20 protein-coding genes are annotated in these 21325 nt (G+C 71.6%); 5 read left to right on the forward strand and 15 right to left on the reverse strand.

Features of this window, described 5'->3' with window-relative positions:
* Window positions 1-4: 4 nt before the first annotated feature.
* From ptsP to nagA, 7 genes are all read right to left on the reverse strand, one after another.
* Window positions 5-1687, reverse strand: a complete 1683-nt coding sequence (gene ptsP / locus AGRA3207_RS14625; protein WP_231335175.1) for a phosphoenolpyruvate--protein phosphotransferase — start codon at window positions 1685-1687, stop codon at window positions 5-7.
* Window positions 1680-1952: an HPr family phosphocarrier protein gene (locus AGRA3207_RS14630; protein WP_231335176.1), complete on the reverse strand. Its 273-nt coding sequence runs from the start codon at window positions 1950-1952 to the stop codon at window positions 1680-1682. Before AGRA3207_RS14630 ends, ptsP begins: the two co-directional genes overlap by 8 nt.
* A gap of 85 nt (window positions 1953-2037) precedes the next feature.
* Complete coding sequence (locus AGRA3207_RS14635) at window positions 2038-2706, reverse strand: HAD family hydrolase (protein ID WP_231335177.1); 669 nt, start codon at window positions 2704-2706, stop codon at window positions 2038-2040.
* Window positions 2697-3146 carry a PTS sugar transporter subunit IIA gene (locus AGRA3207_RS14640; protein WP_231335178.1) on the reverse strand — a complete coding sequence of 150 codons (450 nt, stop codon included), beginning with the start codon at window positions 3144-3146 and terminating at the stop codon, window positions 2697-2699. Before AGRA3207_RS14640 ends, AGRA3207_RS14635 begins: the two co-directional genes overlap by 10 nt.
* 17 nt (window positions 3147-3163) lie before the next feature.
* The gene (locus AGRA3207_RS14645; protein ID WP_231335179.1) at window positions 3164-3397 is read right to left on the reverse strand and encodes a PTS sugar transporter subunit IIB; all 234 of its coding nucleotides are present in this window, start codon (window positions 3395-3397) and stop codon (window positions 3164-3166) included.
* Between the two features lie 25 nt (window positions 3398-3422).
* Window positions 3423-4463, reverse strand: coding sequence for an SIS domain-containing protein (locus AGRA3207_RS14650; RefSeq protein ID WP_231335180.1), 1041 nt, complete (start codon window positions 4461-4463; stop codon window positions 3423-3425).
* Entirely contained in the window at window positions 4460-5620 is a 1161-nt protein-coding gene (gene nagA / locus AGRA3207_RS14655) for an N-acetylglucosamine-6-phosphate deacetylase (RefSeq protein WP_231335181.1), read from the reverse strand. The genes AGRA3207_RS14650 and nagA overlap by 4 nt, the downstream gene beginning before the upstream one ends.
* Window positions 5621-5786: 166 nt before the next feature.
* Between nagA and AGRA3207_RS14660 the strand changes: the two genes are divergently transcribed.
* From AGRA3207_RS14660 to AGRA3207_RS14675, 4 genes are all read left to right on the forward strand, one after another.
* On the forward strand, window positions 5787-7115 hold the full coding sequence (locus AGRA3207_RS14660) for a PTS transporter subunit EIIC (protein ID WP_231335182.1): 1329 nt from the start codon (window positions 5787-5789) through the stop codon (window positions 7113-7115).
* 154 nt (window positions 7116-7269) lie between these two features.
* The gene (locus AGRA3207_RS14665; RefSeq protein ID WP_231335183.1) at window positions 7270-8010 is read left to right on the forward strand and encodes a GntR family transcriptional regulator; all 741 of its coding nucleotides are present in this window, start codon (window positions 7270-7272) and stop codon (window positions 8008-8010) included.
* 23 nt (window positions 8011-8033) lie between these two features.
* The gene (locus tag AGRA3207_RS14670) at window positions 8034-9395 is read left to right on the forward strand and encodes a PTS transporter subunit EIIC (RefSeq protein WP_231335184.1); all 1362 of its coding nucleotides are present in this window, start codon (window positions 8034-8036) and stop codon (window positions 9393-9395) included.
* A 239-nt stretch (window positions 9396-9634) separates the two neighbouring features.
* Window positions 9635-10261, forward strand: coding sequence for an Rv3235 family protein (locus AGRA3207_RS14675; RefSeq protein WP_231335185.1), 627 nt, complete (start codon window positions 9635-9637; stop codon window positions 10259-10261).
* A gap of 66 nt (window positions 10262-10327) precedes the next feature.
* Here the strand turns inward: AGRA3207_RS14675 and secA are convergent, their stop codons facing one another.
* Window positions 10328-13189, reverse strand: a complete 2862-nt coding sequence (secA, locus tag AGRA3207_RS14680) for a preprotein translocase subunit SecA (RefSeq protein WP_231335186.1) — start codon at window positions 13187-13189, stop codon at window positions 10328-10330.
* Between the two features lie 183 nt (window positions 13190-13372).
* On the opposite strand from secA, the gene AGRA3207_RS14685 reads away from it, so the two are divergent.
* Window positions 13373-13711: an HGxxPAAW family protein gene (locus tag AGRA3207_RS14685; RefSeq protein ID WP_231335187.1), complete on the forward strand. Its 339-nt coding sequence runs from the start codon at window positions 13373-13375 to the stop codon at window positions 13709-13711.
* Between the two features lie 42 nt (window positions 13712-13753).
* Here AGRA3207_RS14685 and AGRA3207_RS14690 read toward each other — a convergent pair whose 3' ends face one another.
* From AGRA3207_RS14690 to hpf, 7 genes are all read right to left on the reverse strand, one after another.
* On the reverse strand, window positions 13754-14947 hold the full coding sequence (locus AGRA3207_RS14690) for a winged helix-turn-helix domain-containing protein (RefSeq protein WP_231335188.1): 1194 nt from the start codon (window positions 14945-14947) through the stop codon (window positions 13754-13756).
* A gap of 234 nt (window positions 14948-15181) precedes the next feature.
* Window positions 15182-15793 (reverse strand): RNA polymerase sigma factor, encoded by a 612-nt coding sequence (locus AGRA3207_RS14695; RefSeq protein WP_231335189.1) that lies wholly within the window; start codon window positions 15791-15793, stop codon window positions 15182-15184.
* On the reverse strand, window positions 15780-15983 hold the full coding sequence (locus AGRA3207_RS14700; protein WP_231335190.1) for a hypothetical protein: 204 nt from the start codon (window positions 15981-15983) through the stop codon (window positions 15780-15782). Before AGRA3207_RS14700 ends, AGRA3207_RS14695 begins: the two co-directional genes overlap by 14 nt.
* Before the next feature lie 664 nt (window positions 15984-16647).
* Window positions 16648-17859, reverse strand: coding sequence for a maleylpyruvate isomerase N-terminal domain-containing protein (locus AGRA3207_RS14705; RefSeq protein ID WP_231335191.1), 1212 nt, complete (start codon window positions 17857-17859; stop codon window positions 16648-16650).
* Window positions 17856-18635 carry an RNA polymerase sigma factor gene (locus AGRA3207_RS14710; RefSeq protein ID WP_231335192.1) on the reverse strand — a complete coding sequence of 260 codons (780 nt, stop codon included), beginning with the start codon at window positions 18633-18635 and terminating at the stop codon, window positions 17856-17858. Before AGRA3207_RS14710 ends, AGRA3207_RS14705 begins: the two co-directional genes overlap by 4 nt.
* Window positions 18636-19099: 464 nt before the next feature.
* Window positions 19100-19867, reverse strand: coding sequence for a response regulator (locus AGRA3207_RS14715; protein ID WP_273700045.1), 768 nt, complete (start codon window positions 19865-19867; stop codon window positions 19100-19102).
* Window positions 19868-20520: 653 nt separating this feature from the next.
* Complete coding sequence (hpf, locus tag AGRA3207_RS14720) at window positions 20521-21171, reverse strand: ribosome hibernation-promoting factor, HPF/YfiA family (RefSeq protein ID WP_231335193.1); 651 nt, start codon at window positions 21169-21171, stop codon at window positions 20521-20523.
* Between the last annotated feature and the right edge of the window lie 154 nt (window positions 21172-21325).

A 21325-nucleotide genomic window follows, 5' to 3' on the forward strand; every position in this document is an offset into this window, starting at 1 on the left:
CCGGTCAGAGGCCCAGGTCGGCGAGGTGGGGAAGGTGGCCGCGGGCCGCTTCCCTGGCCTGGCCGGGCGTGCGCGCCGCGCGGGCGGCGACGGCGGCGCGGCGGCACTGGTCCAGGGTGTGGCGGGCGAGCGCGGCGCGCACCAGCGGGAGGGACGGCGCGCTCATCGACAGCGACGTCACCCCGAGGCCGACCAGCACGCAGGCGAGCGCCGGGTCCCCGGCGGCCTCACCGCAGACGCCGCAGGGGATCCCCGCCGCGGCGGCGGGCGCGACCAGGTCCAGGACGGCGGGCCGCCACGGGTCCTGGAGGTGGGCGAGGCCGCCGACCTGCCGGTCTGCGGCGCACGCGTACTGCGCCAGGTCGTTGGTGCCGATGCTGAAGAACCGGACCTCCGGCGCCAGGTCGCGGGCGCGCAGCGCCGCGGCCGGGACCTCGATCATGACGCCCGGGGAGGCGATGCCGGCCTCGCGGCAGGCGCCGGCGAAGAACGCCGCCTCGTCCGCGTCGGTCACCATCGGGGCCATCACCTGGAGGTCGGCGTCCAGCCCGGCGGCGGCGCGGGCCAGCGCGCCCAGCTGGGCGGACAGGACGTCCGGGTGGCGGCGCATCATCCGCAGGCCGCGCTCGCCGAGCGCCGGGTTCGGCTCCTCGCCGGGGGCCGGGAGGAACGCCAGCGGCTTGTCGGCGCCCGCGTCCAGCGTCCGGACGACCACGCGGCCCCCGGGGAACGCCTCCAGGACCGACCTGTAGGCCTCCTCCTGCTCGGCGTCGGACGGCGGATCCGAGCGGTCGAGGAAGAGGAACTCGGTCCGGTAGAGGCCGACGCCCTCGGCGCCGTGGGCCAGAGCCGCCTCGACGTCCTTGGGGCCGCCGATGTTGGCCAGCAGCGGGACGGGGTGGCCGTCCGCGGTGGCGCCCGGCCCGGCCGGTCCCTCCAGGACGGACGCGCGGGCCGCGTCGGCGGCGCGGGCCGCGGCGACCTCCTCGTCGGACGGGTCGACCCGGACCGTTCCGGCGGAGCCGTCCACCAGCACGCGGGTCCCGTCGGCGAGGGCGGTCGCGCCCGGCAGCGCCACGACGGCGGGCACGCCCATCGTGCGGGCGAGGATCGCGGTGTGGCTGGTCGGGCCGCCCTCCTCGGTCACGAACGCGACGACCCGCGCCGGGTCGAGGACGGCGGTGTCGGCGGGCGCCAGGTCCCGGGCGACCAGCACGAACGGCTCGCCGGACTCCGGGACGCCCGGCATCGGCAGCCCGAGCAGCCGGGCGACGGCGCGGTCGCGGACGTCGTCGAGGTCGCTCACCCGGGCGGCCATGTACTCCCCGGCCCCGGCGAGCATCTCCCGGTACACGCCGAACGCCTCGTACACGGCGCGGGCCGCGGCGGTCCCCTCCCCGACCCGGGCGCGGACGCCGTCGGCGAGGCCCGGATCGCGGGCCATCATCGCCTGGGCGTTCAGCACGTCCCGGCCGTCGGGGTTGCCCGCCTCGGCGGCGCGCGCGCCGCGGTCCTCCAGGTCGGCCGCCACCGCCTCCAGCGCCGCGAGCGCCGCGCCGGCCTCGGCCCCGGCGTCGCCGCCGTGCCGGGACCCGGCGGGCGGCTCGGGGACGGCGCCCGCGATCGTCCGCACGGGCCCGGCCCCGGCGCCGGGGCTGACGCCCGCGCCGCGCAGCGGTTCAGGCACCTTCGGGCTCCGGGGTCGACAGCAGGGCCTCCAGGCTGTCGAGCAGCGCGTCCGCGCCGTCGCCGTCCGCCGCGATCACGATCTCCTCGCCGTGCCGGGCGTCCAGGCCCAGCACCGCGAGGATGCTCTTGGCGTTCACCGGCGCGCCGCCGGGCTTGGCGACGGTGACCTCGCCCGCGGCCTTGGCCGCCGTCTGCACGAACAGCGCGGCCGGCCGCGCGTGCAGCCCCACCCTGGACACGATCTTGACGTTGCGCTCGCTCACTGATCACTCCTCAAGGGGCCGTGGGTCACGGCCCTTCCCGTCGGCCCCCGGGACGGTCCGCCCCGGGACGCCGCTGCCGGGGACGTCATCGGCCGCGCACCCGCAGCGCGGGGCCGGCGACCACGTCCACTTCCTTCAGGTCGGCCACCACGTGGTCGGCCTCGGCCAGCGCCCCCACCGGCTGTGTGGTGGTGACGCCGACGCAGGTCATGCCCGCGGCCTTCACGGCCGCGACGCCCGCCGGGGCGTCCTCGAACCCGACCGCGTCCCGGGGCGTGACGTCCAGGTCCCGCGCCGCCGCCAAGTACCCCTCGGGGTGCGGCTTGCCGGTGACGACGTCACCGGCGGTCACCACGAGGTCCAGCAGGTCGCGGACGCCCAGCTCCTCCAGCAGGCCCTCGGCGTAGGAACGCTGCCCGGACGTCACCACCGCGAGCGGGACGCCCGCCGCGACCAGCGACCTGACCAGCTCGACGGCGCCGGGGACGGGCGCGGCCAGGGGCAGCCCCGGCAGCGTCCCGTAGGAGAGCGCCTCCTCGAACAGCTCCTCGGCCGTGCGGCCGGGGAACAGGTGCGCCAGCCCGGCGAGCACCTCCATCCCGCGGCGGCCCGCGAACGACGCGATCACCGCGTCGTCGTAGGGCGCGCCGTGCGCGTCGAACAGCCGCGACCACATCACGCGGTTGCGCGGCTCGGTGTCGATGAGGGTGCCGTCGAGGTCGAACACCGCCGCCCGGAGCGCGATCAGCTCCATGTGAACAGCTCGGCCCCCCTCGTCACCTCGCCCGACTCCACGACGTCCGACAGGGCGCCGTCGCCCGCGTCCAGCGCGACGACCGCGCAGATCGGCGAGCGGCCGCCGGCCTCGATCGCCGCCGGGTTCCAGCCGACCAGCGGCTGCCCCGCGGTGACCGCGTCGCCCTCGGAGACGAGCAGCTCGAAGCCCTCGCCCTTCAGCTTGACGGTGTCGATGCCGAGGTGGACCAGCACCCCGTGCCCCTCGTCGTCCACGACGACGTAGGCGTGCGGATGCAGCTTGACGATCTTTCCGGTGACCGGCGCGAGGGCGTGCCCGGGGCCCCGCTCGGGGTCCACGGCGGTGCCCGGGCCGACCATGGCCTGCGCGAACACCGGGTCGGGCACGCCCGCCAGGCCGACGACCCGGCCGGCGACCGGGGACAGCACTCGGGTCATCGCGGTCGTCGCCTCCCTCACTCGAGGATGTCCTCGATGTCACTGGCGATTGTGTCGGCCTGGGGGCCGACGACGACCTGCACGACGGTGCCGCTGCGCATGACTCCGAACGCCCCGGCCCTCTTCAGGGCCGCCTCGTCCACCCTGCCCGCGTCCGAGACCTCGGTGCGCAGCCGCGTCGCGCACGGCTCGATCTCGACGATGTTGTCGGCGCCGCCCAGGGCGGCGACGATCGCCTCGGCCTTGTCCATGTCTTCCCTGTCTTCCTTGGTTCCGTCAGTCGGTCTGCGTGACCTTGTTGAGGCCGCGCGGCACGTCGGGGTCGATGCCGAGCCGGCGGGCGAGGTTCTCGACCAGGATCTGGCCGGGGACGATCAGGCCGAGCGGCGCCACCCACTCGGGCAGCGCGGGACCGGGCAGCGCCGCCGCGCACGCCTCGGCGAGGCCGGGACCGCCGCCGACGCCGAACGCGCGCGCGCCCGCGCCCTGGACGCGGCGCGCCAGCGCGATCGTGCCGGGCAGCGTCGGGCCGGAGTCGGCGGCGACCAGCAGCGCGGGGGTCCGGTCGTCCACGACGGCGATCGGGCCGTGCAGCAGGTCGGCGTAGGACAGGCCCATGGCGTGCAGGTAGCACGCCTCCTTGATCTTCAGCGCCAGCTCCAGGGCGGTGCCGAACGCGATCCCGCGTCCCGACACGACGGTGCCGGGGACCTGCGCGAGCTCCTCGACGATGCGGGGCAGCGCGGCGGACGCCTCGGTCTGCGCGATCAGCCGGGCCACCTCGTCGGGGACGCGGCGCAGGTCGTCGACGGCGACGTCCGCACCGAGGCCGAGCGCGAGCACCGACAGCGCGGCGAGCTGCGTGGTGTAGGTCTTGGTGGCGGGGACGGCGATCTCGTCGCCCGCGTCGGTGACCAGCGCGACCTCGGCGGCCTCGGCCAGCGGGGACCCGGCGCCGTTGGTGACCGCGACGGTGCGGGCGCCGCACGCGGCGGCCCAGTCGAGCGTCTCGACGATCTCCTCGGTCTTGCCGGACTGGCTGATCGCCACGGCCAGCACGCCGCCCAGGTCGACGCGCCGCCGGTAGGTGGTCGCGATGGACGGCGCGGCCAGCGTCGCCAGCCGCCCGGTGTGCGCCTCCACCAGGTACCGCCCGTACACGGCGGCGTTGTCGGACGAGCCGCGCGCGATGAACAGCACCTGCCGCGTCTCGCGGGCCAGCGCCCCGATGTCGGCCGTCCGCGGCAGCAGCGCGCCGGCCGTGCGGGCCAGCGCGTCCGGCTGCTCGCCGATCTCGGCGCGCATCAGACTGGTCATGATCCCCCTCCGAAGACTTTCTGCCCGTTGATCCAGGTCGCAAGCGCGCGGTGGTCCGGGCCCAGCCACACCAGGTCGGCGGCGGCGCCCGGCGCGATCCGGCCGAGGTCGGCGCGGCCGATCAGGTCGGCGGGGACGCGCGTCGCGGCGTCCACCGCGGTCGCGGTGTCGATGCCGAGCGCGGCGGCGTTGCCGACCGCGTCGTCCAGCCGGAGCCCGGACCCGGCGATGGTGCCGTCCGCGCGCAGCGGCGGCCCCTCCTCGGGCATCGTGATGGGCTCCCCGCCGAGGTCGTAGGTGCCCGGCGGCATCCCGGCGGACGCGGCGGCGTCGGTGACCAGCACGACCCGTCCGGACGCGGCGCCGAACACCAGCTTCGCGGTCTCGGCGGAGACGTGGTGCAGGTCGAGGATCAGGCCGGGCCTCAGCCGCCGGTCGATCAGCGCCTGCGTCGCGACGCCCGGGTCACGGTGGTGGACACCGCTCTGGGCGTTGAAGATGTGGGTGACCATGCGGGCCCCGGCGTCGGCCGCGGCCGCGGTCTGGGCGGCGGTGGCGTCGCTGTGCCCGACGCTGACCAGGACCCCGGCCGCGTCCAGCGCGCGGACGGCGTCGATCGCGCCGTGCCGCTCGGGCGCCAGGGTGACGAGCTTGACCAGCCCGGTCTCCAGCAGGGTCAGCAGCGCCTCGGGCTCCGGGTCGATCAGATAGGCGGCGTTGTGCGCGCCCTTGCGCTTCTCGGAGAGGAACGGCCCCTCCAGGTGGACGCCGAGGACCCTGGCCCCTGCGGGGAGCCGGGGCAGGAGGTCGCGCGCGTGGCGCAGCGCCTCGGCCTGCGTCCCGACGGGCGCGGTGATGAAGGTCGGCATGAACGCGGTCACGCCGGTCTCGGGGAGGCGGGAGACGACGGTGCGCCAGCCCTCCTCGTCCGCGTCCACCATGTCGTACCCGAAGAACCCGTTCACCTGGAGGTCGACCAGCCCGGGCGCGAGCAGCCCGTCCGCCAGCCGGACGTCGGGCGGCCCGGGCGGGCGGCCCTCGCCGACCTCGGCGATCACGCCGTTCTCCGCCCGGACGAATCCCGGGGACAGGACACGGGTAGGACCGTCCGCGGGGGTAGTGATCATGTGGTTGGCGCTGATCAGTAGTGATGCCATGGGTGCGCACTCTCCGTGACGCGACGATCGCCGATCGACGCCTCCGCGTCGAACTGGTCTAGTCCGGACTAGACCAGTACGCACCTTATCCCACCAATCGGAGGGAGCTGAAGACGTCGGCCCGAACTCGTCCGGGATCGGGCCCTTTGGGGGGAGGCGACCGCGGATGAGTTCCGGCGCCGCCGCGTCCGGCGGCAGGGGCGGCCTGGGCGGGGCATGGTCGGCCGCGTTCGCGGTGCTCCAGCGCGTCGGCCGCAGCCTGATGCTCCCGATCGCCGTCCTGCCCGCGGCCGGGATCCTGCTCCGCCTCGGCCAGGCCGACCTGCTCGGCGCGGACGGCCTCGGCTGGGACCGCGTCGCCGAGGTCTTCGCCGCGGCGGGCGGCGCCCTTCTGGACAACCTCGCGCTGCTGTTCGCGGTCGGCGTCGCCATCGGCTTCGCCAAGAAGTCCGACGGGTCCACCGCGCTCGCGGCCGTCGCCGCCTACCTGGTGTTCGACCGGGTGTCGAAGGTGATGTTCTCGCACACGAGCGAGCTCAAGGGCACGGTCGTGCAGACGGTGCGGCAGGAGGACGGCTCGCTCAAGGAGACCATCGGATACGGGCTCCAGAACCCCACCCAGGTGCTCGGCGGCATCGTCGTCGGGATCATGGTCGCGCTGCTCTACCAGCGCTTCCACCGGGTCAAGCTCGTCTCCTGGCTGGCCTTCTTCGGCGGCCGCCGGTTCGTCCCGATCGTCTCGGCGGGGGCGGCACTGCTGCTCGGCGTCGCGTTCGGCCTCGTCTGGCCGACGCTCGGCGGGTGGATCGACGACTTCGGCGACTGGATCACCGGGGCGGGCGCGGCGGGCGCCGGGATGTACGGCGTCGCGAACCGGATGCTGCTCCCCTTCGGCCTGCACCACATCCTGAACTCGCTGATCTGGTTCGTGTTCGGCACCTACGACGGGCCGGAGGGACCCGTCCACGGCGAGATCAACCGGTACCTGGCGGGCGACCCGCACGCCGGCACCTTCCTCGCGGGGTTCTTCCCCGTCCTGATGTTCGGCCTGCCCGGCGCCGCCCTCGCCATCTGGCGCTCAGCCGCCCCGCACCGCCGCGGCACGGTGGGCGGCCTGATGATCTCGGCGGCGCTCACCGCGTTCGTCTGCGGCGTCACCGAGCCGATCGAGTTCTCGTTCATGTTCGTCGCGCCGCTGCTGTACGCCGTCCACGTCGTGCTGACCGGCGTCTCGCTGTACGCGCTCGCGGCGGCGGACGCACAGCTCGGCTTCAGCTTCTCCGCCGGTCTGATCGACCTGCTGCTGAACGCCACCAAGGACAACACCCGCCATCTGTGGCTGATCGTCGCGGTGGGCGTGGTCTACTTCTTCGTCTACTACGCGGTCTTCGGCTTCGTGATCAGGAGGTTCGATCTGCCCACTCCCGGCCGGGAGCCCGACGAGGACGCGCCACCGGAGCCCGAACCGGAGGCGCCCCCCGAACGTGCCCCCTGACCTGCGGATTCATGCGATCATGAGCCGCCGGTCCTTGATCCGTCCGTTACGCATCTGTGCATTGACACGCCTTTCCCCGTTGTGGTCTAGTCCGGCCTAGACCAGTACGAACCAAGTCGAAACCGTCGAAGCACCCGTCCGCCGAGGACTCCTCTTGACGACCATCGATCCGCACAGCCCGGTCCCGAAGTACTTCCAGCTGCGCGCCATCCTGCTGGACCTGATCGAGAGCGCCGAGCTGCCCGTCGACGCCCCGATCCCGTCGGAGCGTGAGCTGTGCGTCCGCTACGGGCTGTCGCGCATGACCGTCCGCCAGGGCGTCGATCAGCTTGTCTCCGAGGGCCGGCTCTACCGCGTCCCCGGCAAGGGCACGTTCGTCGCCCGGCCCAAGATCGAGATGCCGCTGCGGCTCGTCTCGTTCACCGAGGACATGCTCAGCCGCGGGCTGCGCCCCGGGGCCGTCGACCTGGACCGCCGGACCGTTCCCGCCGACGCGCGCCTCGCCCGCGTCTTCGAGGTCGAGCCGGGCACCGAGATCCACGTCATCGAGCGCCTGCGCACCGCCGACGGCGAGCCCATGGCCCTGGAACGTGCCCACATCCTGGCCTCGCTCGCCCCCGACCTCCTCGACCGGCGGCTCGCCGACCGCTCCCTGTACGGCGTCCTCGAAGCCGTCTACGGGCTGGTGTTCGACGCCGGGGACCAGACCATCGACGCCAGCCTGGCCGACGCGGCCGACTCCAGGCACCTGCAGATCCCCCGCGGCAGCGCCGTGCTGCTGCTGCAACGCCGCTCCTACACCGGAGGCGTCTGCGCCGAACTGGGCGTGTCGACCTACAGGGCGGACCGCTACCAGATCCACACGGCCCTCGGAAACCCCCCGCCGCACTCCTGAAACCCCCTGAGGAGGACCCCCCGATGACTTCGACAACAGCGGACGCCGCGCCACGCCGAGGGTCGAGCGCCCTCGCGGTGCTGCAGCGCATCGGACGCAGCCTCATGCTGCCCATCGCCGTCCTGCCCGCGGCCGCCCTCCTGTTCCGGCTCGGCCAGCCCGACATGCTCGGCGCGGACGGTCTCGGCTGGATCCGCGTCGCCGAGGTCGTCGGGGGCGCCGGCCAGGCCCTGTTCGACCACCTGCCGCTGCTGTTCGCGGTCGGCGTCGCCATCGGCTTCGCCAAGAAGGCCGACGGCTCCACCGCCCTCGCCGCTGTGGTCGGCTACCTGGTCTTCGACCAGGTCTCCAAGATCATGTTCTCGCACTCCGGCGACCTCAAGGGCAACGTGCTGATCACCAAGATGGTGGACGGCGCGCCCAAGGAGGTCATCGACTTCGGCGCCAAGAACCCCACCGACGTCCTCGGCGGCATCCTCATCGGCGTCGTCGCCGCACTGCTCTACCAGCGCTTCTACCGCGTCAAGCTGCCCACCTACCTCGCCTTCTTCGGCGGCCGCCGGTTCGTCCCGATCATCACCGCCGTCGCCGCGCTGGCCCTCGGCGTCGCGGTCGGCCTCATCTGGCCCGTCTTCGGCAACTGGCTGACCGACTTCGGCGACTGGATCACCGGCGCGGGCGCGCTCGGCGCCGGCACCTACGGCGTCGTCAACCGCCTCCTGCTGCCCTTCGGCCTGCACCACATCCCGAACTCCCTCGTCTGGTTCGTGTTCGGCGACTACAAGGGCCCGGACGGCGTCGTCCATGGCGAGATCAACCGCTACCTGGCCGGCGACCCCACCGCGGGCGGCTTCCTCGCCGGGTTCTTCCCCGTCCTGATGTTCGGCCTGCCCGGCGCCGCCCTCGCCATCTGGCGCGCCGCTCCCCCGCACCGCCGTCCCGCGGTCGGCGGCATCATGATCTCCGCCGCCCTCACCGCGTTCGTCACCGGCGTCACCGAGCCGATCGAGTTCGCCTTCATGTTCGTCGCACCCGTCCTGTACGCGGTGCACGTCGTCCTGACCGGCATCTCGATGGCGGTCCTGGAGGCCGCGGGCGCCAAACTCGGCTTCGGCTTCTCCGCGGGCGGCATCGACATGCTGCTCAACGCGTCCAAGGACAACACCAAGGGCCTCCCGCTCATCATCGGGATGGGCGTCCTGTACTTCCTCGTCTACTACTTCGTGTTCAAGTTCCTCATCGTGAAGTTCGACTTCGCCACCCCGGGCCGCGAACCCGACGACGAGGAGTCGGTGGCCGCCGACCCCGGCTCCAACCCCGAACTGACAGGCGGCGCCAAGCGCAAGGGCGCCCGCGACGCCCAGGACACCCCGGCCTCCGGCTGACCCTCACCCCGGCCGGTCCAGCCCACCGGCCGCCCCTCCACCGAGTCCCGGCCTCCCACACCCCTCCGGGACTCGCACCCCGCGGCGGCGGGACGCCTGCGGGCGTCCCGCCGCCGCCCCTTTGCGACCTTGGAGGACGCGTTACCGCACGGCGTTACGGGGTTGGCCCTATGTGGTCTGGACGTATTTTCCGGCTTCCCTGCGGCTCTTCTTCTCGAACCCAAGTCGAGGAGGCCATCGTGGGCCGACGTCCTGTCCCGCCGCCGGCCGTCCGGATCATCCGGTACGCGCCTGTCCCGCCTGCCACACCGCCCGCCCTGAGGAGCGCCGGGCGCGGCACGGCCGTCCAGCGTCCCGTCAAGAAGGCCAGGGGAGGCGGGACGTCGCCGTTCCGTGGACGGCCGATCGTCGAACCCTTCGGAGCTCCCAGTGGGTGGTGGTCGTTCCGAGGGGCGGTCACGTCCACGGACGGGGCGCTCGCGCTGAGCCGGGCGCCGGTGCATGCGCGGTCGCCTGACGCGCTTCGGCTCGTCCGGGCCGGGGAGAGCGTGGAGACCGAGTTGCGGGCGCGGGCCGAGGCCACCGTGCGGATCATCGCGGACGTGCTCGCCGGGGTCCGTCCGGCGCACCGGCTGACGGAGGTGGCCGTCCCCGCGGTGTGCCGGGAGATCGCGCGGCTGTGCCCCGGGCGGGGACGGGCCGTCCCACCGCGGGTGCTGTCCAGCTGGTTGCAGCGACCCGCGCCGGACGCGGCGGAGGCGGGCGCCGTGGTGGCCATGGAAGGGCGCGTGAAGGCCCTGGCGGTCCGGCTGGAACTCCAGCGGGGACGGTGGCGCTGCACGGCCCTGGAAACGACAGGGGCGTGAGAACGGAAGCGGCCTCCCGGAAGGTTCCGGGAGGCCGCCTCTCAGTGCCTTACTTGGCTCAGTGCCTTACTTGGCGCGCGGGTCTCCGTGGCAGCGCTTGAACTTCTTGCCCGAGCCGCACGGGCACGGGTCGTTGCGGTTCACTCCCGCGTACGGGTCGTCCGCATCCTCGCTGTGGTGCTCGACACCACCCTCACCATCGACGGTGGGGGCCGAGTACTCCAGCTTGGACGGGCGGCTCGGCTTGTCGAGGCCCTTGGCCTTGATGGCCGGGGCGTCGTCCGCGGGGACCTCGTCCTCGTCCTCGTCGGTGTCGGCCGTGTCCGGCGCGGACTTGGCGACCGAGACGGGGGCGGCGCCGACCTGCGGGGCCTCCGGCTGCTCCTCGACCTCGACCTCGAGGTTGAACAGGTAGCCGACCGACTCCTCCTTGATGCCGTCCAGCATCGCGTTGAACATGTCGTAGCCCTCGCGCTGGTACTCCACCAGCGGGTCGCGCTGCGCCATGGCCCGCAGGCCGATGCCCTCCTGGAGGTAGTCCATCTCGTAGAGGTGCTCACGCCACTTGCGGTCCAGGACCGACAGGACGACGCGGCGCTCCAGCTCCCGCATGACCTCGGAGCCGAGCTCCTCCTCACGCTTGTCGTAGGCGTCCTGCGCGTTCTCGCGGATCTTCGCGGCGAGCGTCTCGGCGTCCAGGCCGGAGATGTCGCCGTCGGCGGCGTCCTCGACCAGCTCGTCCACCGTGATCGAGATGGGGTAGAGCTGCTTGAACGCCTTCCAGAGCTTGTCGAGATCCCATTCCTCGGCGAAGCCCTCGCCGGTGGCGCCCGCGACGTAGCCGTGGACGACCTCGTCGATCATCCGGCGGACCTGCTCGTGCAGGTCCTCGCCTTCGAGGACCTTGCGGCGCTCGGCGTAGATGACCTTGCGCTGCCGGTTCAGGACCTCGTCGTACTTCAAGACGTTCTTGCGCATCTCGAAGTTCTGCTGCTCGACCTGGCTCTGCGCCGACCGGATCGCATTGGAGACGATCTTCGACTCGATCGGCGTGTCGTCCGGGATGCTGAGCCGGGTCATGATCGCCTCGACGCGGGCCGAGTTGAACAGCCGCATCAGGTCGTCCTCGAGCGAGAGGTAGAACCGCGACTCGCCCGGGTCGCCCTGGCGGCCGGACCGCCCGCGCAGCTGGTTGTCGATGCGCCGGGACTCGTGCCGCTCGGTCGCGAGGACGTACAGGCCGCCGGCCTCGACGACCTCCTCGTGCTCGCCCTTCACGGCCTCCTTGGCCTTGTCGAGGGCCTCGGGCCAGGCGGCCTCGTACTCGTCGGGCGTCTCCAGCGGGGACAGCCCGCGGTTGTGCAGCTCCAGGTCGGCGCGGAAGTCGGGGTTGCCGCCGAGCATGATGTCGGTGCCGCGCCCGGCCATGTTCGTCGCGACGGTGACGCCGCCCTTGCGGCCCGCCTCGGCGACGATCGCCGACTCCTTCTCGTGGTGCTTGGCGTTCAGCACCTGGTGCGGGATGCCGCGCCGCTTGAGCATCTTGCTCAGCCGCTCCGACTTCTCCACCGACGTGGTGCCGACCAGGACCGGCTGGCCCTTCTCGTGCCGCTCGGAGATGTCGTCGACGACCGCCTCGAACTTGGCCTGCTCGGTCTTGTAGACGACGTCCGCCACGTCCTCGCGGATCATCGGCTTGTTCGTCGGGATCGGGACGACGCCGATCTTGTAGGTCTTGTTGAACTCGGCGGCCTCGGTGTCGGCCGTGCCGGTCATGCCGGACAGCTTGCCGTAGAGGCGGAAGTAGTTCTGGAGGGTGATCGTGGCGAGCGTCTGGTTCTCGTCCTTGATCGCCACGCCCTCCTTGGCCTCGATGGCCTGGTGCATGCCCTCGTTGTAGCGGCGGCCGTGGAGGATGCGCCCGGTGAACTCGTCCACGATCAGGACCTCGCCGTTCATGACGACGTAGTCCTTGTCGCGCTTGTACAGCTCCTTGGCCTTCAGCGCGTTGTTGAGGAAGCTCACCAGCGGCGTGTTGACGGAGTCGTAGAGGTTGTCGATGCCGAGCCAGTCCTCGACCTTCTCCACGCCCGACTCGGTGATGCCGACCGTGCGCTTCTTCTCGTTGACCTCGTAGTCACCGGGGCCGTACTCGTCGACCTGACCGGCCGTGCTGACGAGCTCGGCGCGCTTCAGCCGCGGGACGATCTTCGCGAACTCCGAGTACCACTTGGAGTTCTGCTCGGCCGGACCCGAGATGATCAGCGGGGTCCTGGCCTCGTCGATCAGGATCGAGTCGACCTCGTCCACGATCGCGAAGTTGTGGCCCCGCTGGACGCACTCCTCCAGGCTCCAGGCCATGTTGTCGCGCAGGTAGTCGAACCCGAACTCGTTGTTCGTGCCGTAGGTGATGTCGGCGTTGTACGCCGCGCGGCGCTCGTCCGGGGTCATCTGCGGGAGGATGACGCCGACCTCGAGGCCGAGGAACTGGTGGACACGGCCCATCCACTCGGCGTCACGTTTGGCCAGGTAGTCGTTCACCGTGACCACGTGGACGCCGTCGCCCGCGAGGGCGTTCAGGTACGCGGGAAGGACGCAGGTCAGGGTCTTGCCCTCACCCGTCTTCATCTCGGCGATGTTGCCCAGGTGCAGCGCGGCCCCGCCCATCACCTGGACGTCGTAGTGGCGCTGGCCGAGGACGCGCTTGGCGGCCTCGCGGGCGGTGGCGAACGCCTCGGGGAGCAGGTCGTCGAGGGTATCGCCGTCGGCGAGACGTTCCCGGTACTTGTCGGTCAGCTCGCGCAACTCGGCGTCGCTCATCTCGAGGAAGTCTTCCTCGATCGAGTTGACCTGATCCGCGAGCTTCTTGAGCTTGCGCAGGATTTTTCCCTCGCCCGCACGAAGGATCTTGTCGATGACTGGCGGCACTCTCGAAGGCTCCTTGCAGATCGTGGTACACCGCTTCTGGCGGCGCGCACACCACACGTACGATGCCCATCGTAGGCGAGACCCAGAATGGTCTAGGTCACTCCGGAGCGCAATCCACACGGCGCCCTGTTTGACCTTCCGGGTCCCGGAGAAGATCTCTCCGAGCACTGAGGGGAGGCCCGAATGTCCGAAGAGTCGCATGGGTCGCACGCGGGCCGGCCCGGTTCGTGGGTGGCCGTGACCATCATCTTCGCCGGTTTCGTGGTCGGCGGAGTGGCCATCTGCCTGGGCCCGTCCTGGATCATGTTCTGGGTCGGGGTCGGCATCATCGTCGTCGGGATGATCGTCAGCGGTCTCGTCCACCTCTTCTCGGATGTCGTGGTGGACGCCCCCCGCGTCATTCCGGAGATAGTCGACTACTCCCTGTTCGGATCGCGCTCCGAGAGGCGCCGCGGCGGCACGGAGGGTGAGGCACTGGACCGTCCCATCGCCACCGACCCCCAGCAGACTCCCCACGGCTGAGTCCCCAGGCGCTCAAGGCGCGGCGTCCTAGGGCACGGCGCCCTAGGACGCGGCGTTCTTGAGGGCGGCGTCGACGAGGGCGCGGTCGACGCCGTCCGGCACGATCCGCTCGACACGGATGGCATCGCAGCCCACCCACGCCGCCGCGCGTTCCAGGGCCGTGCCCAACGCCGTGGCCGACGCCTCGGCCCGCGCCGCCGTCCTGACGGCCCAGGGCTCGAAGGACACCTGGCGTGCGATCAACGTCCGCCCGTCCCGCGCGGGGTCGACGCGCCCCAGCAGCCGCCCGCCGGACAGCAGCGGCATCGCGAAGTAGCCGTGCACGCGCTTGGCCTTGGGCACGTACGCCTCCAGCCGGTGGTCGAAACCGAAGACACGCGAGGCCCGCGCTCGATCCCACACCAGGGAGTCGAACGGCGACAGCAGCGTCGTGACGTGCCTGCCCCTCGCCGGGGTGGCGAGCGCGTCCGGGTCGGCCCACGCCTTCTGCGCCCAGCCCTCGACCGCGGCGGGGACGAGCCCGGTCGCCCCGATCACCCGGTCGACCTGGTCTTGCCTGACCCGGTAGTAGTCGGCCAGATCTCCCCGCGTCGCCACACCGAGGGCCTTCCCCGCGCGCGCTACGAGCGCCGTCAGGCAAGCGTCGTCGTCAGGCTCCTGCCCCAGCAGCCCGCCAGGGACGGCCCGCTCCGCCAGGTCGTAGACCCGGCGCCAGCCCACCCGCTCCACACAGACGACCTCGCCGACGTCCAGCAGCCATTCGATACCGATTTTGTGGTCGCTCCAGTCCCACCACTCGGAACTCGCCTTGGCGCCCCCCAGTTCCTTCGTGGTGAGAGGCCCGTCGGAGCGGAGCCTCGCGCGGATCTCGTCGCAGACCCCTTCTGGCACTCTGTGCCAACGCCACCCACGATTCCGGTACGCGCGGCGCCGGAAGGTGAACAACGGCCAGTCCGTCATCGGCAATACGGACGCGGCATGCGCCCAGTATTCGAATGCCCCGTACGACCCGTTGCCCCAGTACGCGGCCTCGATCGCCTTCCGCCCGACCGCTCCGAGCCGTGCGTAGGGGACGAGCTCGTGCGACCGGGCCAGCACCGAGATCGTGTCCAGCTGGACGGCCCCAAGCCGCTTCAGCATGGCCGTGACCCCGCCCTTGGGACGGGCGCCAAGGAAACCCTGGGCCCGGAGTTGAAGCCGCCGTGCCTCGTCCGCGCCGAGCTCTACCTCATCCACGCCGCGATGCTATGGCACGACACCGACAAAAAAGGAATGCCGGTCGCACCACCCTTCCCTCACAGAGAGCAGACCCCGCCCCAAGGCACTCCCACGCAGCGCAACACCTCCCATCGCGAGCAGCCCGGACGTCTCCCGGCCTCGGCGACGGTGTCCAGTGAGCCCCGTACCGGTCGTCCTCTCATGTCGGCCCGTACGCCGTCGCCTGCGCCGCAGATGTCCTTTCGATCCCTGTCACCGACATGGGATCTCGGATCGACCGCCGACGCTCCAAGATCCAGAGGAGTCGTCCCGCCACATTTCCGCCAGTTTTTCGCGGGCATGGCGGAGATGGGACCGAACGGTGGCCTCGGAGATATCCAATACCACGGCGATGTCGGCGGTGGTCTTACCATCGTGGGCCAGAGCGACCACGCTGGACTGCCTCGGCGGCAGCAGCTTGAGCAGGTTTCTGAGTGACTGTTGGAGCTCGACCTCGTCTATCTCGTCCATAGAGATCATGAGCCTGTCGAAATGGAGGGAGGTATCCGAGACCGGGACGTGGCGCGCGCTCTTCCTTGTGATCGAGAGGGCCTCATTGTAAGCGATCCTTCTCAGATAGGCGGACGGCTTCTTCAAATCGATGGCGTGCGGCCAAGACTTCGCGATCTTGACGAAGGCGTTCTGTGCGGCGTCCTCCGCCGTGCTCCGGTCGACCCCCACCTTGCTGGTCACATACCGGACCGCCCCTCCGAACTCGGCGCGGAAGAACTCTTCGAACTCACTCAGGCGGGGGAACGGCAGGCCCCGGTCCGCGGGGAGCGGCCCGGGACCCTCCGACCCGGCGGCCCGGCTAGGCGGGCTCACCGGCCGGACCGTCCTCCGGGCCGCCGGAGCCGCCCAGACGTTTCCGGCGGCGCTTGATGAACCAGCGCAGCGTCGCCATCGCCCCGCCCATGAGGATCGACACGATGGTCAGGACGGGTGCCACCTGCTTGGCGAAGGAGATGACCTGCGCCCACTTCCACAGCAGGAGAAGCCCAACGGAAGGCGCCAAAATGGACGAGAGTACCCACATTAGAAGGACACAGTGGTCCTGAATCCAGATGTCCATACCCTTGATCACGCCGAGGATGCGGCATACCGCGGCGCCGAGAACACGTCGCAGGCGATCTCTTAATTCGCGGAACGGCAACGTCTACCTCCATGTCGTCGTACTCGGACATGAGAGGACGCACAGAGCCATCGAGATCTCCGGTCTCCCGGGTTCTCGATGGCGCCGTGACGGTTCCTCTCGGTCGGGGGGGGCTCAGGACGGCGCGTTCTCCGCAAAAAGACTTCGCCGTTCCCGGCCCTGCTGACCGGTCGATGGTTGAGCCTCCATTACACCGCACTTCTCCTGGAGCCGCCCTCACCCCTGCTGTGAGGTGGTTCACATAGGTTCCCGGGGATCGGGTTGCACGAATACACCCGCTCGAAGGGTTGTTACTAGTGAAGGCACCGACGCAGGCCGGGGAGGTGGAGTGGATGACGTCAGCACGCCGATTCGCCGTCAAGAGCACCACTGTGCCTCTCGCCGTCAAGCGGGCGGCCTCGCATGCTTCAACCGTGGGGTGACTCTCGGTTGGGGGAGGGCCCGTAGTCCCCGTTCTCCGCAAAGATCCAGGGACTGCGGGCCCTTGCTACGCCCGTTCCGCGCCGTGCACCGATCCCCGTCGGGGTTATGGGCCTGCGAAGGCTGGGGCGGCTGCGAGTAGGCGTCGTCCTAGCGGGACGTCACCGCCGAGTTCGGCCCGTACGCGGCCCGGCGGGAGGCGGTCACCGGCGAGGAGGCAGAAGTCCATGGCGTCCAGCGCCAGCGTCACCGTCGGCTTGTCCGGGGCGGCGGAGCCGAGGGGCAGGTCCCACTCGCCGCCTCCGGGGCCCTGCAGGTCGATGTGGACGCTCTCACCGTCGGCCGGGCGTCCCTCGTGCAGGATCAGCGCCGCCGGGAGCCCGCGGACGCCCAGGCTCGCCATGGCGTGCAGGTGGCCGGGCAGCGGCGACGGCAGCGAGCGTCCGGTCGCCGCGGCGATGTCACGGGCGTGGATCCACGTTTCGAAAGCGCGCTGCACGAGCGCGCTGGCGAGCTTCATCGGGAATCTGATGCGGACGAGGTCGGTGGCCATGTCCTCGTCCAAGCGCGCGCACAACGCCTCCGCCTGCGCACGCCAGGCCGTTCGTGTCTCATGCGGCTCCCGCGCGCGCTCTCGCGCGACGAGGCGAGCAGTGCGGGCGAGCACGTCCTGCTCGGTGCCCATGGCCGCCGCCACATCCGGAGTCTCCGTGCCCGTTTCCTCTGGCGCGCCCTCGTCCGCGGGCACGCCGTGCCCGGAGCGTTCGTCGTCAGAGTCGGCCGGTTCGGTATCGGATGCCCCGCCCGCGTCCACGCCGTCGTTTGCGCGGTGCGCACCATCGGCACGTGCCATTCTCGCCTGAAGGAGCTCCGCCATGATCTCGGCGGCGGCGTTCTCGGCGATGCGGGCGCCGACTTCCAGCTGTTCCGCCACCAGGCCGTCGGTGGCGGACAAGTGGGCGACGACGTCCTGGACGCTCCAGTCGTCGATGACCGTGGTCGACCAATCCTGGGTCTGGAGTTCCGTCAGCAGCGCATCCAGCAGGGACACCTGGGCGGCATAAGGCGCCGCGTAGTCCGGGACGGAGGGGGCCGCCGGGCGGCGGGCGCGCGCGCCGGCGAGAGTCCGTTCACGCAGGGACGGGCCGGGGGCTGCGCCGCCGAGCAACTCCGCGGTGCCGCCGAGGAGGAGCGATTCCTCCTCGCAGGCGGGGCAGTGCCGGACATGGTCCATGATCAGCCGGGTCTCGTCCTCCGAGCAGGCTCCCAGCGCCCATGCGCCGAGCAGCGAGGCGACGTGCTCGTGCACCGGGCTCATGGCGTGATCCCCTCCTCGGCGAGCGTGTCGGCGATGCGGCGCAGGGCCGTCCTGATGCGCGACTTCGCGGTCCCTTCGGCCAGCCCGAGCTCGGCCGCTACCTGACGGTACGTGCGCTCCTTGAAATAGGCCAGCACGATCACCTCCCGCAGCACGCCGGGCAGCCCGGCGACGGCCTGCCGGACATGCCCGGAGACGTCCGCGCCCGCCACCACGTCCTCGACGAGATCGGGGACCGCCGGATCGTGCGCCCGTGGCAGCAGCCGTTTGCGCCGCTCCTCACGACGCACCACCTCCACGGCTCTCCGGTGGGCCAGCAACCCGAGGAACGAACGCATCGTGCCCTTGGCCGGGTCGAACACCAGGGGACGCTCCCAGACGAACCCGAAGACCTCCTGTGTGACATCTTCGGCGGCCTCCCGGGAGCGTGTGACGCGGAGCGCCAATCCGTAGACGAGCGCGGAGTAAGCCTCGTACAGCTCGTCCAGGACGGTCTTGTCACCGGCGGCCAGCCGTTGTGCCCAGGCCGCCTCGACGTCCGCGGACTCCTCCGGCCGCCTGCGCCCGCGTCCGGCGCGTCCGGCAGGGCCCGATCCGGCCTCCCGGCGTTCCGCCCGCCGTAAGGCCCGCCTGAGCGTCCCGTCCGCCACGCGCTCGTCCAGTTCAGAGGCGGCCGCCCCGCATCGCGCCTCCAGGGCGTGCTGGGGTGGCTCCTCGCCCATCGGCGGACCGGCGGGGAATTCCTCGCCCTGGGTGAGGTCGGGTCGCTGGGACACCCCTCCGCAGTGGCCGACGGCGTGCCCGGGCTTCGACCGCGGCCCGGAGGACGGCCGTTCCGCGGCCGTTCCACCGTTCTGGGCGGCCGTGCGGCGCCCGCGCTGAGACCGGGGAGGGGTGCGGGGCGGCTGCGGCCCCGCGGGGTTCCCGGGCTGGTCCTCCGGCCATGGCTGCGGCGTGGACGGTCCCGCCGTCGCGGGTGGACGTTCATCGGGCTCCCGCCTTTCCGGGAGACCGCCCTCGACGGCGGGGATCCACTGGTCGAACGACTCTCGCCCGGTGCGATCGTTCCCGCACACCGGATCCTTGGCACGCGCCACCGACAAACAACCCCCGCCGTCCCGCCCCCGTTCCTGCGGTCCGCCGATCCTCGCGGGACGAGCTCGTGGCCGGCGGGCCGGAGGCGGGCGGGGGACGGCCTCGCTGTTGATTCGCGCGACGGCCCCCGGCGGATGAAGATCTTCTAAGTGATCTCCAGAAGTTTTTCCCGGACCGCGTAGACGACGGCCTCCATCCGCGAGTGGAGCTGGAGCTTCTCCAGGATGTTGCGGACGTGGTTCTTCACCGTGTTCTCGGAGATGAACAGTTCCCGGGCGATCTCCCGGTTGCCGAGGCCGCGGGCGACGAGCCGCAGGACCTCCATCTCGCGTTCGGTGAGGCGCGGCGCCGGGACCTGCTGCGTCCGCTCCTCGCTGCGCTTGGCGAGCGCGGCGAACTCGGTGATGAGCTTGGACGCCATCGACGGGCTGATCAGCGACTGGCCGCCGTGCACGGCGCGGACCGCCTGGGGGACCTCGTCGATCGAGATCTCCTTGAGCAGGTAGCCGCTGGCGCCCGCCTTGATCGCCTCGAAGAGGTCCTCCTCCTCGTCGCTGATCGTCAGCATGACGATCTTCGCGCTGGGCGCCGCCTCCTTGATCGCGGTGCATGCCTCGATGCCGCTTCGGCGGGGCATCCGGATGTCCATCAGCACGACGTCCGGGAGGAGGTCGCCCGCCATCTCGACCGCCTCGTGGCCGTCGCCGCCCTCGCCGATGACCTCGATGTCGTCCTCGCCTTGGAGGACCATCTCCAGTCCCCGGCGGAACAGCGCGTGGTCGTCGACGATGAGCACGCGGATGGGGTCGGCCGCGCGGGCCGGCTCCGCCGCCTCCCGGCCGGCGGGGGTCGCACCGGCGCCGGCCTGCCGGGGTACGGCCGCGGCGCCGCGAGCCTCGGGATTCTCGCTCACCTGAGTCGCGGCGTGGAGGAGACGCCGCTTCCCCCCTTCGCTGTCAGTGTTCTGTTCTACAGGACGTTTTCGGTCTCGGCACCTTCTGGCGCCGGCTCGTCCGCTTTCTTGTGCTTCCGGAGGTCGTGTTTCGGGGTGGTGCGGCTCGCGCGCCGCGATCGGAGCGCGGGGACCGCCCTCGTTCTCGCGGATCCGAGTCGCCTCGGTCCGCCGATGGCGTTCCCTCCGCGGGGTGCGTCCTAGGTCCGGCCGTGGGTCCGTCTCCGCCGTCGGGCGGGGTGTTCCGGTCGTCCCGGTGTCGCGGGTGCCGAAGCTGCCTCCAGAGGAGTCGCGGGGTCGCGGGTCGTCCCGGCGGGACGTGCGGTACCGGGTCGGCTCCGAGCGACTTGGGCGGAGCCTCCCACGGTGAACTGCTACCGGCCCCGGGAAGGTTCCCGGAGGCGGATCGCCCGGACCCCGGATCCTCCGGGGCGGAGCGCGTTCCGAGGCGTCTCCCGGCCGCCGCGGAAGCGAGGCGGGACGAGGGGCGGGACCGGCCGGGCGGTAGGCCCGACCCGTGCCCGATCACCCCGGACCACCCCGTCCGCGGATCGGCCGGTGACGCCGTTCAGATCATTACATGCTCAGGGCGGTGACGTGACGCAAGTGCCGCATCACTCTTCGACGAGCCGGATGACGCCGTAGTCCCAGCCTCTCCTGCGGTACACGACCGAGGGGTGGCCGGTGGCCTTGTCGCGGTAAAGGAAGAAGTCGTGGCCGACGAGCTCCATCTCGAAGAGGGCCTGCTCGATGCCCATCGGCTCGGCCTGGTGGAACTTCTCGCGGACGACGATGGGGCCGTCGCCCTCCATGGGGATCGGGACGATGCCCTCGTCGCCGGGGGCCTGGCGTCCAGGGGGCTCGTACTCGGGCGCCTGCTTGCGCGCCTTCTCGGGTGCTCGTCGGGGCGGTGTCTCGGGGACCGGTTCCACGGTGGTGACCTTGGCGCGGGCCTTCCCGCCGTGGGCCTTGCGTCGCTCGCCGTCGCGGCGGAGCCGCATTTCGAGCTTGTCCAGCGCCAGGTCGAGGGCGCCGTAGCGGTCGTCGGCCGCGGCCTCGGCCCGGATCACCGGGCCGCGGGAGCGGATCGTGAGCTCCACTCGTTCGCGCTGGTCTGCGAGCCGTGGGTTGCGTTCTTCGGACACCTCCACGTCCACGCGGATGACCTTCTGGTTCAGCCGCTCGATCTTGGCCAGTTTGGTGTCGACGTGCCGGCGGAACCTGTCGTTGATGTCGGTGTGCCGGCCCCTCACGATGATCTCCACGCTGGACCCCCCTTCTCCCGATTGCGTTTCTCACCCGATCCGGGGCGTTTGAACACCCCGCACGGGTTCCACAGGACGATGGGTCGCACCCGCCCGGCCGACCTGGTCTTCGTCCCCACATCCGCCTGCTGAGGGGCTCGCGGCGCTCTCGCCA

The sequence above is a fragment of the Actinomadura graeca genome (assembly GCF_019175365.1).
GTDB lineage: Bacteria > Actinomycetota > Actinomycetes > Streptosporangiales > Streptosporangiaceae > Spirillospora > Spirillospora graeca.